Source organism: Chryseobacterium viscerum (genome assembly GCF_025949665.1).
Lineage (GTDB): Bacteria > Bacteroidota > Bacteroidia > Flavobacteriales > Weeksellaceae > Chryseobacterium > Chryseobacterium viscerum_A.
The window spans coordinates 486,155-500,956 of record NZ_JAPDFT010000002.1 but is presented as its reverse complement, the minus strand read 5'-3'; the positions used below and the strand labels follow the sequence as shown (position 1 = coordinate 500,956).

17 protein-coding genes are annotated in these 14,802 nt (G+C 37.1%); 5 read left to right on the top strand and 12 right to left on the bottom strand.

Features of this window, described 5'->3' with window-relative positions:
- Nucleotide 1: 1 nt before the first annotated feature.
- Nucleotides 2–1,249, bottom strand: coding sequence for a peptidase T (gene pepT / locus OL225_RS16360; protein WP_047376043.1), 1,248 nt, complete (start codon nucleotides 1,247–1,249; stop codon nucleotides 2–4).
- Nucleotides 1,250–1,436: 187 nt separating this feature from the next.
- Here pepT and OL225_RS16355 point away from each other — a divergent pair, with 187 nt between their 5' ends.
- Nucleotides 1,437–2,285 carry a hydroxymethylglutaryl-CoA lyase gene (locus tag OL225_RS16355; protein ID WP_105700371.1) on the top strand — a complete coding sequence of 283 codons (849 nt, stop codon included), beginning with the start codon at nucleotides 1,437–1,439 and terminating at the stop codon, nucleotides 2,283–2,285.
- Between the two features lie 111 nt (nucleotides 2,286–2,396).
- Complete coding sequence (locus OL225_RS16350; RefSeq protein ID WP_264518944.1) at nucleotides 2,397–3,233, top strand: sulfurtransferase; 837 nt, start codon at nucleotides 2,397–2,399, stop codon at nucleotides 3,231–3,233.
- A 55-nt stretch (nucleotides 3,234–3,288) separates the two neighbouring features.
- Here OL225_RS16350 and OL225_RS16345 read toward each other — a convergent pair whose 3' ends face one another.
- From OL225_RS16345 to OL225_RS16295, 11 genes are all read right to left on the bottom strand, one after another.
- Nucleotides 3,289–3,615: an SUF system Fe-S cluster assembly protein gene (locus OL225_RS16345; RefSeq protein WP_047422116.1), complete on the bottom strand. Its 327-nt coding sequence runs from the start codon at nucleotides 3,613–3,615 to the stop codon at nucleotides 3,289–3,291.
- A gap of 3 nt (nucleotides 3,616–3,618) precedes the next feature.
- Entirely contained in the window at nucleotides 3,619–4,320 is a 702-nt protein-coding gene (locus OL225_RS16340; protein WP_264518943.1) for a 3'-5' exonuclease, read from the bottom strand.
- A 19-nt stretch (nucleotides 4,321–4,339) separates the two neighbouring features.
- Nucleotides 4,340–4,687 carry a tRNA-binding protein gene (locus OL225_RS16335; protein WP_264518942.1) on the bottom strand — a complete coding sequence of 116 codons (348 nt, stop codon included), beginning with the start codon at nucleotides 4,685–4,687 and terminating at the stop codon, nucleotides 4,340–4,342.
- Nucleotides 4,684–5,193: a hypothetical protein gene (locus OL225_RS16330; RefSeq protein WP_264518941.1), complete on the bottom strand. Its 510-nt coding sequence runs from the start codon at nucleotides 5,191–5,193 to the stop codon at nucleotides 4,684–4,686. The genes OL225_RS16335 and OL225_RS16330 overlap by 4 nt, the downstream gene beginning before the upstream one ends.
- Nucleotides 5,194–5,340: 147 nt before the next feature.
- A complete protein-coding gene (locus OL225_RS16325) occupies nucleotides 5,341–6,351 on the bottom strand; it encodes a trypsin-like serine peptidase (protein ID WP_264518940.1) in 1,011 nt (336 codons plus the stop codon).
- A gap of 74 nt (nucleotides 6,352–6,425) precedes the next feature.
- Nucleotides 6,426–7,271 carry a caspase family protein gene (locus OL225_RS16320; RefSeq protein ID WP_264518939.1) on the bottom strand — a complete coding sequence of 282 codons (846 nt, stop codon included), beginning with the start codon at nucleotides 7,269–7,271 and terminating at the stop codon, nucleotides 6,426–6,428.
- A 262-nt stretch (nucleotides 7,272–7,533) separates the two neighbouring features.
- The gene (locus OL225_RS16315) at nucleotides 7,534–8,178 is read right to left on the bottom strand and encodes a response regulator transcription factor (RefSeq protein WP_129038916.1); all 645 of its coding nucleotides are present in this window, start codon (nucleotides 8,176–8,178) and stop codon (nucleotides 7,534–7,536) included.
- Entirely contained in the window at nucleotides 8,175–8,945 is a 771-nt protein-coding gene (locus OL225_RS16310; RefSeq protein ID WP_264518938.1) for a sensor histidine kinase, read from the bottom strand. The genes OL225_RS16315 and OL225_RS16310 overlap by 4 nt, the downstream gene beginning before the upstream one ends.
- Before the next feature lie 13 nt (nucleotides 8,946–8,958).
- Complete coding sequence (locus OL225_RS16305) at nucleotides 8,959–9,603, bottom strand: hypothetical protein (protein ID WP_264518937.1); 645 nt, start codon at nucleotides 9,601–9,603, stop codon at nucleotides 8,959–8,961.
- Nucleotides 9,604–9,615: 12 nt separating this feature from the next.
- Nucleotides 9,616–10,170 (bottom strand): hypothetical protein, encoded by a 555-nt coding sequence (locus tag OL225_RS16300; RefSeq protein WP_052184625.1) that lies wholly within the window; start codon nucleotides 10,168–10,170, stop codon nucleotides 9,616–9,618.
- 319 nt (nucleotides 10,171–10,489) lie between these two features.
- On the bottom strand, nucleotides 10,490–11,314 hold the full coding sequence (locus OL225_RS16295; RefSeq protein ID WP_264518936.1) for a universal stress protein: 825 nt from the start codon (nucleotides 11,312–11,314) through the stop codon (nucleotides 10,490–10,492).
- A 229-nt stretch (nucleotides 11,315–11,543) separates the two neighbouring features.
- Between OL225_RS16295 and OL225_RS16290 the strand changes: the two genes are divergently transcribed.
- The 3 genes from OL225_RS16290 to OL225_RS16280 all read left to right on the top strand — a co-directional run bounded on the left by OL225_RS16290 (nucleotide 11,544) and on the right by OL225_RS16280 (nucleotide 14,802).
- Entirely contained in the window at nucleotides 11,544–12,665 is a 1,122-nt protein-coding gene (locus tag OL225_RS16290; RefSeq protein WP_264518935.1) for a sensor histidine kinase, read from the top strand.
- Nucleotides 12,662–13,426, top strand: coding sequence for a LytR/AlgR family response regulator transcription factor (locus OL225_RS16285; RefSeq protein WP_264518934.1), 765 nt, complete (start codon nucleotides 12,662–12,664; stop codon nucleotides 13,424–13,426). The genes OL225_RS16290 and OL225_RS16285 overlap by 4 nt, the downstream gene beginning before the upstream one ends.
- A gap of 263 nt (nucleotides 13,427–13,689) precedes the next feature.
- Nucleotides 13,690–14,802: an efflux RND transporter periplasmic adaptor subunit gene (locus OL225_RS16280; RefSeq protein ID WP_264518933.1), complete on the top strand. Its 1,113-nt coding sequence runs from the start codon at nucleotides 13,690–13,692 to the stop codon at nucleotides 14,800–14,802.

Genomic DNA, 14,802 nt, shown 5'->3' with positions numbered 1-14,802 from the left:
ATTAAGCTTTTACAATATTAATAATTACTTCAGTTGCTTTTTCCATGCTTTCCAGAGCTACATATTCGTATGGCCCGTGGAAGTTGATTCCTCCTGCGAAAATATTAGGGCATGGAAGTCCCATATAAGAAAGCTGAGCACCATCAGTTCCTCCTCTGATTGCTTTGATCTTAGGCTCAATACCTGCTTCAGTCATTGCTTTTGCTGCAAGATCTACAATATGCATTTTACCTTCAAACTGCTGCTTCATGTTTCTGTATTGTTCTTTGATTTCAACTTCAGCAGTTCCTTCACCATGCTTTTGATTGAATTCAGCGATTTTTCCTTCTAAGAATTTCTTTCTGGCTTCAAATTTATCTGCATCATGATCACGGATAATGTATTGAAGTTTAGCTTCAGAGATATCAGCTGTAATCTCCATTAAATGATAAAACCCGTCAAAACCTTTTGTCGTTGCCGGAGTTTCATTAGCCGGAAGCATTTGAGCAAACTCAGCTGCTAAAAGCGCTGCATTGATCATTTTTCCGTAAGCATAACCTGGGTGTACACTCAATCCATGAATTTTTACTACAGCTCCGGCAGCGTTGAAGTTTTCATATTCCAGTTCTCCAACTTCCCCACCGTCCATAGTATAAGCCCATTCTGCTCCAAATTTAGCTACATCAAATTTATGTGCTCCTCTTCCGATCTCTTCATCCGGAGTAAATCCTATAGCAATTCTTCCGTGTTTGATTTCAGGATGGGCGATAAGATATTCTGCAGCTGTTACAATCTCTGCACAACCCGCTTTATCATCGGCACCCAGAAGAGTTGTTCCGTCAGTAGTAATTAACGTTTGGCCAATATATTTTTTTAAACTTTCAAATCTTGAAGGGGATAATGTGAATCCTGTAGCCTGGTTCAAAAGAAGATCATTGCCGTCATAATTTTCCCAAACCTGAGGTTTTACATTTTCTCCGCTGAAGTCTGGTGAAGTATCATAGTGTGAAATAAATCCGATCGTAGGTCTGTCATCATTTTCAAGGTTAGAAGGAACATATCCCATAATATAACCATGCTCATCAATTGAAACATTTTCCAGGCCGATGGTTTTCAGCTCTTCAGTAATATAATTGGCAATATCCCACTGGCGAGGAGTAGAAGGTGTTGTTTCGCTCTCTGCATCGCTGGTTGAATATATTTTTACATAGCTAAGAAAACGGTTCAGTAATTTTTCTTTCCACAATGGGTTGAATTCTATTGTACTCATCAGATATCATAAATTTTAACAAAGTTAGCAAATTTGATGCTGAGAATATGTTATTTGCGATTTAATATCAGTTATTGAAATTATTAATCAGATATAAAACTTTGAAAATCAAAATAGTGTTAGCTTTGTGTGTACAGTATACTAAGTAGTTTAGTTTTATTATATTTGAGAAAATCAAAAAGTAAAAATGTTTCTTACCGAATGTCCTAGAGATGCAATGCAGGGATGGGGAGAATTTATCCCTACTGATAAAAAAATAGATTATATCAACTCCTTGATGGATGTTGGCTTTGATGTATTGGATTGTCTGAGTTTTGTTTCCCCGAAAGCAATTCCGCAAATGGCTGACTCTGATGAGGTGGCAAAAAATATTGATAAATCACGCTCCAAAACCAAAGTTTCCGCAATTATTGGCAACTACAGAGGTGCTGAAAAAGCATTGAAACACCAGTCAGTGGATATTCTGGGCTTTCCGTTTTCTATTTCCGAAACTTTTCAGCACAGAAATACCAATAAAAGTCAGGAAGAAGCGTTTGATGAAATCATTAAAATGCTTGAACTGGTAAAAAGTGAAGGGAAACAACTTAATATCTATTTCTCTATGGCTTTTGGAAATCCATATGGTGAAATGTGGAAGTGGGAAGATGTTGACCAGTGGGCACAGAGATTCTCAGATATCGGAGTGAAAGATATTTTATTGTCAGATACTACCGGAGTGGCAACTCCCGAAACAATTGCTCTTTTGTTTGAAAAAATACCTTCAAAATACCCTGAAATTAACTTTGGAGGACACTTTCATAACCGTTATGAAGATTCCTATTCAAAATTAAAAGCGGCTTATGATAAAGGCTGCAGAAGATTTGATAGTGCCATCAAAGGAATCGGAGGATGCCCTATGGCTAAGGATGATCTTGTAGGAAATATGCCTACAGAACAGGTGATCAACTTTATGAGCGTTGAAAAAGCAGAACATAAACTGAACCTTCTGAACTTTGAAAGCTCTTATAATAAAGCGAAGGATATTTTTCATTTTTAAATAGATGTGAAGAATAAAAATCAATAGGAGCGGGCTTTAGCCCGCTTTACTATATTGAAATACATATGGCTTTAGCCAAAACATACTTAAATTAACCCCAAAATCAACAAAATGTCTCCAATCATCTCCCCATCCGATCTAAAAAATCTTCCAGTAGAAAATCTTATCCTTCTTGATGCAAGAACCGGAAAAGATGTAAAGCAGAATTACCTTGAAAAACATATTAAAGGAGCAAGATTCATTGATCTGGATAAAGATTTGGCTGAAATTGGAGAAAATGCAGCTTTTGGCGGCAGACACCCGCTTCCTTCTGTAGAAAAGTTTTCAGAAACGCTTTCAGATCTTGGAATTTATGAAGGAGCTCATCTCGTTGTTTATGACGACAAAAATGCTTCAAATGCAGCGGCAAGAGCATGGTGGATGTTAAGATCTTTCGGGTTTGAAAACGTACAGGTTCTTGATGGCGGAATGCAGGCTGCAGAAAAAGCTGGTTTAGAGTTTTCTTCGGGAGAAGAGAAATTTGATAAGGTGTCTTCAATCAAGAAAGATCACTGGAGTCTTCCTGTTTCCAGTCTTGAAATTGTTGAAAGTGACTTGAATAATAATTCTTCTACTGTTATTGATGTAAGAGATGCTTACCGGTACAAGGGAGAATCAGAACCTATTGATCTGGTTGCCGGGCATATTCCGGGAGCGATCAATATTCCTTTTTCTGAAAATCTTGATGAAAACGGAAACTTTCTGAGTCCTGAAGTTTTAAAAGAAAAATATGGAAAGTTATTAGAAAATAAACCTGAACATCTGATTATTCACTGCGGATCGGGCGTTACTGCCTGCCATACTATTTTAGCGCTGGACTATGCCGGATTCCCCATTCCGGATTTGTATGTAGGTTCCTGGAGTGAGTGGAGCAGGAGAGAAGGAAAGGAAATAGCAAAAGATATTTAAAAACAAAAACCCCGAAGAATAATTCTTTGGGGTTTTATATTGTTAAGAGTAATATTTAAAGCATTCCCAGCTCAAACTTCGCCTCTTCACTCATCATATCCTTGTTCCAGCTCGGTTCAAAAGTAAGCTCTAAATCTACACTGTTTACATGCTCTACTTCAGCTACTTTATCTTTTACCTCCTGAGGAAGAGTTTCTGCAACAGGACAGTTGGGAGTAGTAAGTGTCATTATAATTTTTACGTCAGCATCATCGGAGATCTGGACATCATAAATCAGCCCTAATTCGTAAATATCTACCGGAATTTCGGGGTCATATACGGTTTTCAGTACACCAATGATTTCCTCACCAATGTCAGCAATTTGATCGTCTGTAAATTTCATTTTTTAATCTAGATTGATATTCCTTTTCAACAAATCTTCCTGACGCATGCGCCGGAAAATATTTGCCAAAGTTAAGACATCTTTTTCACAATAGTCAACAATTCTCTGCAAGTCTTTTTCTATGTAGTAAATTGATGAAACCATTGAGCCGTCAATATCATCTTTCGGAGTAGGAATTCCAAAGACATGCGCCAGTAATTCCAGAGATACAAAACTTTTATAGTCCCCAAATTTCCAAAGTTCCATTGTATCTATATGAGGAACCTCCCAGGGCTTTTTCCCAAACATCTGAAAGGGAGTTGGGGGTTGTATCCCATTAATAAGGTATCGTCTGGCAATCCAGGGAAAATCAAATTCTTTTCCGTTGTGTGCACAGAGAATAATATTGTGAAGCCTTGGGCTGTTGAAAATTTCTCCGAATTCCTGAAGCATTTTCTTTTCATCATGTCCGGAAAAGCTTTTTATTTTCAGCGTATCATTCTTTTCAACCATTCCGATAGTAATGCAGATGATTTTTCCAAACTCAGCCATAATACCGGCTCTGTCGTAAAATTCTTCTGCTGTGATATCTTCTTTTCTCTGGAATTTTGTTTTTTTATCCCACAGGTATTGTTCTGTTTCGGACAGTTCTTCCCAGGATTCGGCCTGTGGAACGGTCTCAATATCAAGGAATAAAACTCTTTCTAAGGGTATGTTCTGTATCATATGTGTTTTTGTTGGGTATCTATCCTACCTGCATTCCATTTTTCGTAGGTAATGAAGGAGCTAAAAGAGTGACATCTTTTTTGTCTTCACCATATAATCCTAGCACAAGACATTCACTGAAGAAGTTGGCAATCTGCTTTTTAGGGAAATTCACAACGGCTAAAATCTGTTTTCCTATCAGTTCTTCTTTTTCGTAAAGAGAAGTAATTTGTGCTGATGATTTTTTGATTCCTAAATCTCCGAAATCGATCTCCAGTTGATAAGACGGGTTTCTTGCTTTTTCAAAATCATTTACTGAAATAATGGTTCCGCATCTGATGTCTATTTTTTCAAAATCTGCCCAGGTGATGTCTGGTTTTACTGTCATGGTAATTCGTTGATTAAATGTTCTACTTCTGTTTTCTGTTCTGCATATTTTTGCTGTAATACTGATCCTTCACCCATTCTTTTATAATACTCCAAAGCCTTCCCGCCGAAGAATTTTTTATGGAAATCCGAAACCTCAGGGATCTGTGGAAACACTTTGTGAAAAAGCATTTCATAATATGCCTGAAACTCTCTTTCATTTTTGTCTTCAATCACCTGTCCGGGAGCTTTCTGCCGCACATGAAGCATTTCATGAGCAACCATATTAAGAACAAGATTCAGGTCAAAATCAAATAAATTTTTGGGAATCATGACCGTCTGCGGGCTACCCAATTCACCTTCTGCCGTAAGAAGCATCGAGGTAGGAGACAATTCCTGCCTAAATCCAAACCCTGCAAAGTTTTCATGTTCCAGATCAAAAGAATGGATCAGGTATTTTGCTGCATCCAGAATCTGATCATGCTCTTTGTAAGCCTCAAGGTGTAAATTGATCTGTTCAAAATTCATCTGAAATATGTTTAATAACAAATGTATTAAAATATTGAGAATACACAGAAAGATTACTTAAAAATGAAAATTATAACAGAACTAAATTTGGATAACATAAAAATCCTGCCTTAAAAGACAGGATTCTATTGAAACTAAAAAAATAAATTAAGGATGTTCATTTCTTGCTCTGATGACCAGATTGACTAAATCTGAGCCGCCACTTGCAAAATTATCACTTGGATTATGCGCGCTTTGAGTAGCCACAGCATACGGAGAACCGTCCCAATATCCCCAAAAAGGACCTCCGCTTTGTCCAGGCCATATATCTGCTTTATGGCTCATGCTTTCGTTGTCATCAGCACTCCAGAAATCTCCATCCAGTGCGATACCTGTTTGGTAGGTAGGTCTTTGCGTTCCTGTAAGGTCTCCCGGATATCCTGCATGGGTCCAGTAAGCTCCTCCATCCCATGAATCTGAGTAGGATTTTGAGCCTAACCAGCCTGTGCTGTTTCCGATAGGTCTGTCTAATACAATCACTACATAATCGTATTGAATCTCAGTAGAGTCGATAGTAGGACCTGCTACTTTATATTTGTAATAAGTTAATGTTCCCCAAGCTGTTCCGTAAGGAGCGCTTCCGTTGTAATACATGGGTGTAAACTTAAGCCATCCTGTAGTATTATTAGGCTGCCAGTCTACAATATGAGAACAGGTAAGAAGGTGTCTTGGGCCGATCATGACACCGCTTCCTGAGCCTAAAGAACTTTCCACTCTGCCAACACATCTCCATGGATAGGCTGTAGAATTATATACTTTTCTTTGGTCTGCTCCGAAAATTGTTCTCGCATTTTCCGGAGTTAGGAAAGAATCTCTTTCAATGAATTTGGGTTTACGGTCTTTTTTAGGTTCCAGCTTTGGATTGTATTCAAAATCAGCATGGGTAGGATAAAAATGGTCAGTTTCCAGAGATCGGTTTTCAGCTGTTTTTTCATCCATAGGCATTCCTATTGTTTTCATCCCTTTCGGAAAAGTTCTTCCGTTAATGGTTTCCATAGCGGGAGCCTGGCTGAATAATTTTTCAATTGCTGCCGGTTTTTCAGTTGATTTTGCTTTAACAGTTCTAAGTCTTAGAATCTCTTCAGCGGTCATTGGGTTGTTGTTTTCAATTTTAGACATGATTATTATTTTTAATCTAGTGTGTTCCTACTCTTTTGATGGCTTTTCGGATTCCGCCGATAATGGTTTTATGATTAAGTGAATATTTTTTGTGAAAATTCTGCAGTGATGCTTTCCGTTTGGTTAATTTGGGCTGCTCCCATAGCTGCTAATGCGATGGCAACCTGCTTATCAAGTGTTTTTCGGACGATATTTCCATTGGTAGCACGCAGTATTTTACAGAAATGATAGGTGAAATATCCTCGTATTTGTCCGCTGATAGTACCTTCCATAGAGACTTGGTTGTCCTTCGCAGCGGCCCATAGCGTATGATTCATTCCGGCAACTGGGACAAGAGCCTTAGTAAGAACGGTTGATTTTTTTGAACTTTTAGAAGCCTCCATTTCACTGGCATACGTTAGATAAAATTCATCTTCAAGCATTGGCGGGATATAACGGGCGGTTTCGTTGAGGAGATCCGCTTCCAGTCCCAGATCCATTTTTCGGGTTCCTGTTCCGGAATAACAGCAGTCGAAGATCACTTCCATATTCACTCCGGCTTTTAGCTTGCTGAGAACTGTTTTGAAATCATCATCCCGGATGACTCCGTTATTGGCATAATCGTGCGGACAAATGGCTTCATCCAGACCATCCAGTTCAAGATCGGATCCGATATTGGCTACTCTGGTTCCGTGTCCTGAATAATAAAAAACCAGAGAATCACCTTTTACACTGGTGCTGATCATGGATTTCAGATAGTTTAATATATTCGCTCTTGTGGCATTCTGATTGGTCAGGATTTTAATCTTTGCCGGACTAAAACCACAAATAACCAATGTATTTGCCATATCTCTTGCGTCATTTACACAGCCATTAAGGTCCGGACCTCCGTATCCGATGGGTGCATAATCATTAATACCTACGATAAGTGCTTTTTTCATTGTATTAGTTTTAAAAATATTCCCTACTCTGTTTCGGCTTTTCAGGTACCGCCTTTCTGTATTTTTTTCTATGACAAATTTCCGTCATTCCGAAAGGCAAAAACAGAGGCGAAAACCGTATTTTGAAAAAGGAAAAACACCTTTTTAATTGTATATGAGATTGTTATGAAATAAAAATCCGACAGCTTGAAAAGCTGCCGGATACGTAAATAGAATGTAAAGATGTTTATTGTATAGGCTAAGAAGTAAGATTAAAATTAAGTCAGCACAGATCATGTTTCAACGCAAAAAGAACCAGCCCGGCTCTGTTTTTTATATCCAGTTTTACAAAAACCGAATCCCGGTAGCCGTCTATTGTTTTAGGACTCAGGCACATTTTGTCAGCAATTTCCTTATAGGTAAGTTCACTGCATGCCCACTTTATAAACTCTTTTTCCCTGTCTTTCAACTCGGAAAGAAGAGAGGCGTTTTTCATTTCCTCTGTTTTTACTTTCAATAATTTCTGGGCCACAAAATCAGTATAAAAACTGCCCTTTTCAAATACGGTGTCTATGGCCTGGAATAGGATAGAAGGCTGCATATCTTTCAATAAATATCCTTTAGCACCTGCTTTCAGCATTCTAATCAGAACTTTTTCATCATCATCCATTGTCAGGGCAATGACTTTAATGTCGGGATAATGCTCGGTAAGCCATTCTGTAGTTTCTATACCATTTTTATAAGGCATATTAACATCCATCAGTACTACGGCGGGTAATTCAGAAGCTTTTTCCACACCTGCAATAAATTCTTCTCCGTTGGGATGATTCATAATTACCCGATATTGAGTGTTTTCTGTGATCATATTTTCCAAAGCTTTGGAGATTAAGGTATGATCATCAACGATCGCTATGGGGATAGTTTTCATAATAAATTTTTATGATAGGTTATCAAAGTTTGTGTTCCTTTATTCAATTCTGAGCGTATAGACAGTTCGGCATGAATCAGTTTTGCTCTCAGTTCCATGTTTTTTAATCCTGAACCGTCCTGAATACTGTTGGTATCAAAGCCTCTTCCGTTGTCGGAAATGCTGATGTGCAGTTTTTCACAATCATCTTCCATTTGTATGGAAACATTTTTGGCTTTGGAATGTTTCAGAATATTGTTGATACTTTCCTGGATAATTCTGAAAAGGATCAGACCATGTTTTGGGGAAATATCAATATCCTGTTTCTGGGTAATGAACTCTATTTTTAATAATTTCAGCTTTTTGATCCGCTGAACTTCTCTTTCAACGGATTCTGCCAGTCCGAAATGAATAATCTGTTCAGTAATTAATGTTTTAGACAGGTTTCTTATATCCTGTATACATTCACCCAATAGTTCATTGAGCTCAATCAGGTCTTCTTTTTCATTGTTTTTTAATTTGGTAATCAGTTGGTTTTGCCGCAATCGGACCACGGAAAGTTTTTGTCCAAGATCATCGTGTAATTCCTGACCTATGTAGTTCAAGGTCTGTTCCTTCATTTCTACCTGTGAAGTAGCCAGCTCTTTTTCAAACCGCAAATCTTTTTCTTTTTGCTCTATCAGCAGGGTTGTCTTTTTCTTGATGAAAACAGCATAAATGAAGATCATTGTTAAAACAACGATGAATAAAGTAATCGTAAAGATGATGACCAAATTATTCTCTTCCATATCTGAAAAGCATTTATCTGATTTTTTCTTGTTTGTTCCAAATTAAGCCTAGTATGAGTATGCCGTTACTGATCAGATTCAGCATAAATAAAATGAAGAAATAAATAGTCTCCGAAACAGTAGTCCTGAAAAAGAGTATCGGAATACTTCCAATAAAAAAGATCAGTAAAGCCACTGATATCCAGAATGGTAAATAGCTTTTGATTTCCAGTATTTTATCAGAGTTAAAGGTTTGGTACAGGAACAAAATAATTGAAAATAACAACAAAAGAATATCTACATACAGCATATTAAAAGAAAAATGATGGAGCAGATCATCTTCTGTGTAAAACATGACAGCAATATTGAGGACAAAAAGAATCAGGATGATAGTCTGTATCTTTTTGAGCAGCGGAACATATAATAACTGGTGATAATAAAATAAATATAAAAAGAATACGATCATTAAAAACCCAATTACATAAAATATGTCCGTAGGCAGATTGGTAAGCCGGAAGTAGAAATAACAGAAAATATCAATCAGGGAAAACAACAGATATCCAATGATAAAAAATAAATTCTCCTTTCCGGTTTTTCTATATTTTATGATCATTAAAAGCATCACTATGATGGATAGGATCATCGATATCTGTTTCCCTGTTTCAATATTCCAGTTCATAATTTTGTGTTTTTAAGGCATTGTTCCTGACAGTGTTTTTGGAGGTGGTGCCAGATTGGTCATGTTCATAGATTCTATAGAAGGAACATCTGTATTTTCCTCGGTGGTGGCTGATCTGGACACTGCGTTGGTTCTTTCTCTTTTTTGAGCAGTAGGAACTAAAAATATAGTCTGATAACCTGCATATTCCGGTTTTGCCATTCTGTTTTTAGGATGATTCATCGGATATTTTCCCATGTAAATCCTGATTCCCGGATTTTTTAATTTTTGTTTTTTTGCATTTTCTTTTACGTATTTAATATATCCTTCCATGTCTTCCAGCGAAAACCAGTACCATCGGGAGTCAGGTTCACCGTTTCTGTATTTCATAAGAACTTCATGATTAGTCCTGGTGTATTCATCAAAAAGGACCCGGCCTTCACGGTAGCTGATCAGTTTCTTTTTATAACTGTTACTAACGGGTTCCTGAGGTGGTTCGGAGCAGCGGGTGCAGCTTAGCAGACAGAGGGTTAGAATAAATGCTGCACAGAGCAGACTTAAAGTCTTAGTAAAAAAGGAAGTTTTCATTTTTATGGTTTTTAATTTTATTGAACAAAATTAGCTAACGGTACAACTATAAAAAAGAGGGAAAACACTGTTTTTTATCCTTTACTAAATTTACGGCTTTTTTATATTCATGTGAATTTAAATTATCAGTTTGTTTTTGTTTTTAAAAAAAAATATTAATTATGATTATTAAAATGGTAATTCATTTTTGATTCCGAAACTGAGTATGAAAAACAGGACCGGAAAGAAATTTCCGGTCCTGTCAAACAAGATTAAGTGTAAAATTTAGCCCTTAAAGGCAAAAAGGATAATTCAAATATGAACAGATTTTTATTGATTCTTAATCTATGTTTAAGGGAATTGACAGTAATGGTATCTTATTTTTATAGGCCATAATAGCTGTTTTACTGCGATGAAAAAGAGACTCCACAAGATTATATTTGTAGGGAACCATAGTCAGAAGGTCAGGATTGGTAAGCTTTATTTCCTCTTCAATGGCTTTAATGACTTCGATAGATTGAATCATTTTAAAACTATACTTAATATCATCCAGATTATATCCGGAATTCAGGTCAATATCATGAATAACCTCTGCAAAATCCTCCAAACTTTCACTTACATTGAATACCTCAACTTCAGCATTAAATTCATTAATAAAATAATAAATATCGTTCATTGCAGACCAGGTCATACTTTTGTGAGTATCATAAGCAAAAAGAATCTTCCGGATTCCTGTATATTCTATATGAGAAGGAACAATTAATATGGGTTTCTTTATTTTATGAATAGCCCTTGTTACACTATTTCCTAAAAGCTTTTGCTCAAGAGTTTTTTCAGCCATACCCATCACAATCAAATCACATTCGTGGAGCAGTATACACTTTTCAAGCTCTTCCATGAAATTGCCGGAAGCCAGATGATGTCCGGTTTCTATAGAGTAAAGAGTCTTTAGTTCACTCGCTTTATCTTTCAGCTTTTTCTGATTTTTAAGTGTTTGAGTATAGAAAAAATCTGCCGAAACCTGTGCATTCAAAGCGTGAATAGAAATGGATTGCAGATTGAAAAGTATGATCCTGTATTTATTCTCTTTGGCTATAGATGCTGCGTAATGAGTGGCATTTTCAGCTTCCTGGGAAAAATCTGTGCAGACAATTATTGTTTTCATTGTACCGGATTTAATGCTGCAAAACTATAGTATACAGCTGCTCACTGATCATAAAAATAGGGTGACATTGCATAAAATGATGATGAAATGTCTTTTTCAGGTGATGAACCGTCACTTCCATTTTAACGTTCCTATTTTACGTTTCAGGTACTGTTTTGGCGGTCTCGTCTAAAATAGAGGATACTCATATAAAATCTATTTCTATATTTACATTCACAAAGTCCCTGATATGAATAGGATTTCTTCCATCAGAAAAAATATAGTACGGAATAAGAAGATTCTTTCCACCATGAAAAGAAGGCTCGTGATCTGGGCACTGGCAGTGGTTACTTTCTGTGTTTTTTCCTACCTTATTGATCCCTTTGACCCTGTTTGGAAAGAATATCTGAATGGTCCGCTGAAGATGATTCTGGAAGATGGCACCTGGATTGTCTTTTTTTCCATCATTATTTCAGAGGTAAGTATATTTATAGACAGAACGCTCAATAAATTGCTTCCCTGGAGAGACAGAACTGTAAAGCGACTGCTCATCCAATGCTTACTGCAAATTGTGGGAAGTGTCATGATTGTGATTATTATCAATGGAATTGTAGGTTCCTGTACCTCTGTGACATTACCTGATATGGATTCCCGGAGAGAATATACACTTCTTGGGCAGTGGATTGCAACTAATATTATAATATCATTGATTATCAGTGCTTTTAATACCGTGGATTATTTACTTGAAAACTGGAAAAAAACAGCAGTAGAAGCTGCCCAGCATAAACTGAGGGCTTCCAAACACAAACAGGTAGCTATGGCGGCTGAACTTCAGGCACTTAAGCTTCAGATAGATCCTCATTTTATTTTCAATAACTTAAGTGTGTTGTCAGAACTCATCCTGGAAGATCAGCAGCTAGGGTATGATTATTCCGAAAAATTTGCGAGAGTATACAGGTACCTGTTAGTCAATTCCAAAAAAGATATTATTGCATTAGAAGAGGAGCTCAAATTTTTAGAATCCTACATCTTTCTGATTGAAAAAAGAATTGGCGAAGGTGTTATATTCAAAATAGATATTCAGGAAGAGTACAGATCCAGATTTACTCTTCCGCTGTCTTTACAATTATTGGTTGAAAATGCCATTAAGCATAACCAGACCTCTAAAGCAAATCCTCTGGAAATCCATATTTATACAAACACTGAAGGAGAATTGGTTGTTTCTAATACATTTCTGCCTTTGATCAATAAGCCGGATTCCTCAGGAGTAGGACTTACCAATATCATTGCACGTTACGAAATCCTTGGATATCCTAAGCCTGTGATTGAAAAAACTGAAGATAAATTTATTGTAAAACTCCCATTGATATGAAGATTAATAAAGTTTTAATAGTTGAAGACGAAAGACCTAATGCAGATAGATTAAAAAGGCTGTTGTTGAAATTAAGACCCCATATCGAAATCCTGTCTGTAGAAGACTCAATTACCTCAACGGTACATTGGCTGGAAAATAATGTCGTTCCGGATGTCATTATGATGGATGTGCGCCTTGCAGATGGACTCAGCTTTGAAATCTTTAACAAACATGAAATTAAAAGTGCAGTCATATTCACCACAGCATACGATGAATATGCAGTACAGGCATTCAAATACAACAGTGTAGATTACCTTCTGAAACCTATCGAGGAAGAAGAGCTGGATGCAGCATTAAAACGTTACGAAACCTTTATGGAAACCGTTCCGGTAGTGGGAACTGCCATTGAAGGTCTGCTGAATTATCTCCAGCCGAAAGATTACAGAAAACGCTTTCTCATAGCTCATAGAGATGGATATAAAACTGTTCTGGCAGAAGACATCTTATACTTTTATACCGAGTTGGGAATCAGTAAAGCCATGCTGAATACCGGAGTGGTAGAAAATGTTCCACAAACACTGGAAGAGCTTGAAAAACAGTTGGATCCCAAATTCTTTTTCCGGGCTAACAGACAGGTTATCATTCACATCAATTCTGTAAAGCAGATTTTTAATCATTTTAATGGAAAGCTGAAGCTGGAACTCAGAAATCAGCCTGATATGGAAGTCATTGTAAGCCGTGAAAAAGCTTCCATTTTCAAATCCTGGATGGATTATTAATTTCATAAAAATACAAACGAGATTGCTTTTACACAAAGCAATCTTTTTTTGTTTTACCTGTGAGAGATATTATTTAGTGATTTAACACTTATTTTTCCGGAAAATCTCTTTTTTATCACAATTATAAGGAAAAACAGCCGTTTTCTTTTCATTTTTGGTATCATACGCTTCACCTGCGATTAACGACGCTTCACCCAACTTCTGAATGAATATCACTCTAAGATGAAGTTATTTTGCTCCTGTAAAATTTAAAACCAAATGTTATGAATTACAGAAAAGGATATCTGGTTCTCTCACTTACAGCAGCAATATTGTATTCGTGCGGTTCCGGCCAGGAAAATACTCAGCAAATGCAGCAGGCGCTGCCTACAGATTTTATCCAGGTGAAATCCGGAGATGCAGAAGTGTCTACAGGATACCCGGGAAGCATAGAAGGACAGGACAATGTAGATATTAAAGCGCAGGTGACAGGTTATCTGGAAGCCGTATATATCAAAGAAGGACAGTATGTAAGTAAAGGACAGACCCTTTTCAGAATAAATCCATCCGTGTACAATGAGCAGGTGAATACCAATGAAGCTGCTTTGAAATCGGCTATGGCAGCACAGGAAACAGCAAGACTTGAAGTGGAAAAGCTGAAACCCCTTGTAGAAGGAAAAGTAGTTTCTGATATGCAGTTGAAAACAGCACAGGCAAGTTATAAAGCGGCATCAGCACAGGTAGCACAGGCACAATCATCATTAGGGTCATCAAAGATCAATGCCAATTTTACGTACATCAAAGCACCGGTGAGCGGATACATAGGAAGAATTCCAAATAGAGTAGGAAACCTTATCAGCCCATCAGATGCATCACCTTTGACAACTCTTTCAAGTATCAACAGTGTTAATGTGTATTTCTCAATGAATGAAGCTGATTTTATTTCACACAGCAAAGCGTCTGCATCAGGAAATACAGCAGAAAATGTAGAGCTTATTCTTGCTGACGGCTCCACCTATTCTCTTAAAGGAAAATTGGAAAATGCCAGCGGAAACTTCGACAGAAACACAGGAAGTATCCAGATGAAAGCTGTTTTTCAAAATCCTGATAAGTTATTAAGAGCCGGAGGAACAGCTAGAGTGATGATTCACAATGCGCTGAATGGAGTAGTCAAACTTCCGAAAACATCCGTGAAAGATATTCAGGACAGATTCTTTGTCTATAAACTGAATGGTAAGGATAAGGTGAAAATGACTCAGATTACTGTTTCAGGAAGTACGTCTCAGGATTATTTTATCAAAGAAGGCGTGAATGCAGGAGACAAGATCGCTATCAATAGAATTGATGCCCTTACAGACGGAGCTCAGGTTGTTGCGACAACAGTTCATTTGAAATAG

Excerpts from the sequence above, each read along its gene's own strand:
- pepT (WP_047376043.1), bottom strand. The coding sequence starts at position 1,249 with ATGAGTACAATAGAATTCAACCCATTGTGGAAAGAAAAATTACTGAAC.
- OL225_RS16355 (WP_105700371.1), top strand. The coding sequence starts at position 1,437 with ATGTTTCTTACCGAATGTCCTAGAGATGCAATGCAGGGATGGGGAGAA.
- OL225_RS16350 (WP_264518944.1), top strand. The coding sequence starts at position 2,397 with ATGTCTCCAATCATCTCCCCATCCGATCTAAAAAATCTTCCAGTAGAA.
- OL225_RS16345 (WP_047422116.1), bottom strand. The coding sequence starts at position 3,615 with ATGAAATTTACAGACGATCAAATTGCTGACATTGGTGAGGAAATCATT.
- OL225_RS16340 (WP_264518943.1), bottom strand. The coding sequence starts at position 4,320 with ATGATACAGAACATACCCTTAGAAAGAGTTTTATTCCTTGATATTGAG.
- OL225_RS16335 (WP_264518942.1), bottom strand. The coding sequence starts at position 4,687 with ATGACAGTAAAACCAGACATCACCTGGGCAGATTTTGAAAAAATAGAC.
- OL225_RS16330 (WP_264518941.1), bottom strand. The coding sequence starts at position 5,193 with ATGAATTTTGAACAGATCAATTTACACCTTGAGGCTTACAAAGAGCAT.
- OL225_RS16325 (WP_264518940.1), bottom strand. The coding sequence starts at position 6,351 with ATGTCTAAAATTGAAAACAACAACCCAATGACCGCTGAAGAGATTCTA.
- OL225_RS16320 (WP_264518939.1), bottom strand. The coding sequence starts at position 7,271 with ATGAAAAAAGCACTTATCGTAGGTATTAATGATTATGCACCCATCGGA.
- OL225_RS16315 (WP_129038916.1), bottom strand. The coding sequence starts at position 8,178 with ATGAAAACTATCCCCATAGCGATCGTTGATGATCATACCTTAATCTCC.
- OL225_RS16310 (WP_264518938.1), bottom strand. The coding sequence starts at position 8,945 with ATGGAAGAGAATAATTTGGTCATCATCTTTACGATTACTTTATTCATC.
- OL225_RS16305 (WP_264518937.1), bottom strand. The coding sequence starts at position 9,603 with ATGAACTGGAATATTGAAACAGGGAAACAGATATCGATGATCCTATCC.
- OL225_RS16300 (WP_052184625.1), bottom strand. The coding sequence starts at position 10,170 with ATGAAAACTTCCTTTTTTACTAAGACTTTAAGTCTGCTCTGTGCAGCA.
- OL225_RS16295 (WP_264518936.1), bottom strand. The coding sequence starts at position 11,314 with ATGAAAACAATAATTGTCTGCACAGATTTTTCCCAGGAAGCTGAAAAT.
- OL225_RS16290 (WP_264518935.1), top strand. The coding sequence starts at position 11,544 with ATGAATAGGATTTCTTCCATCAGAAAAAATATAGTACGGAATAAGAAG.
- OL225_RS16285 (WP_264518934.1), top strand. The coding sequence starts at position 12,662 with ATGAAGATTAATAAAGTTTTAATAGTTGAAGACGAAAGACCTAATGCA.
- OL225_RS16280 (WP_264518933.1), top strand. The coding sequence starts at position 13,690 with ATGAATTACAGAAAAGGATATCTGGTTCTCTCACTTACAGCAGCAATA.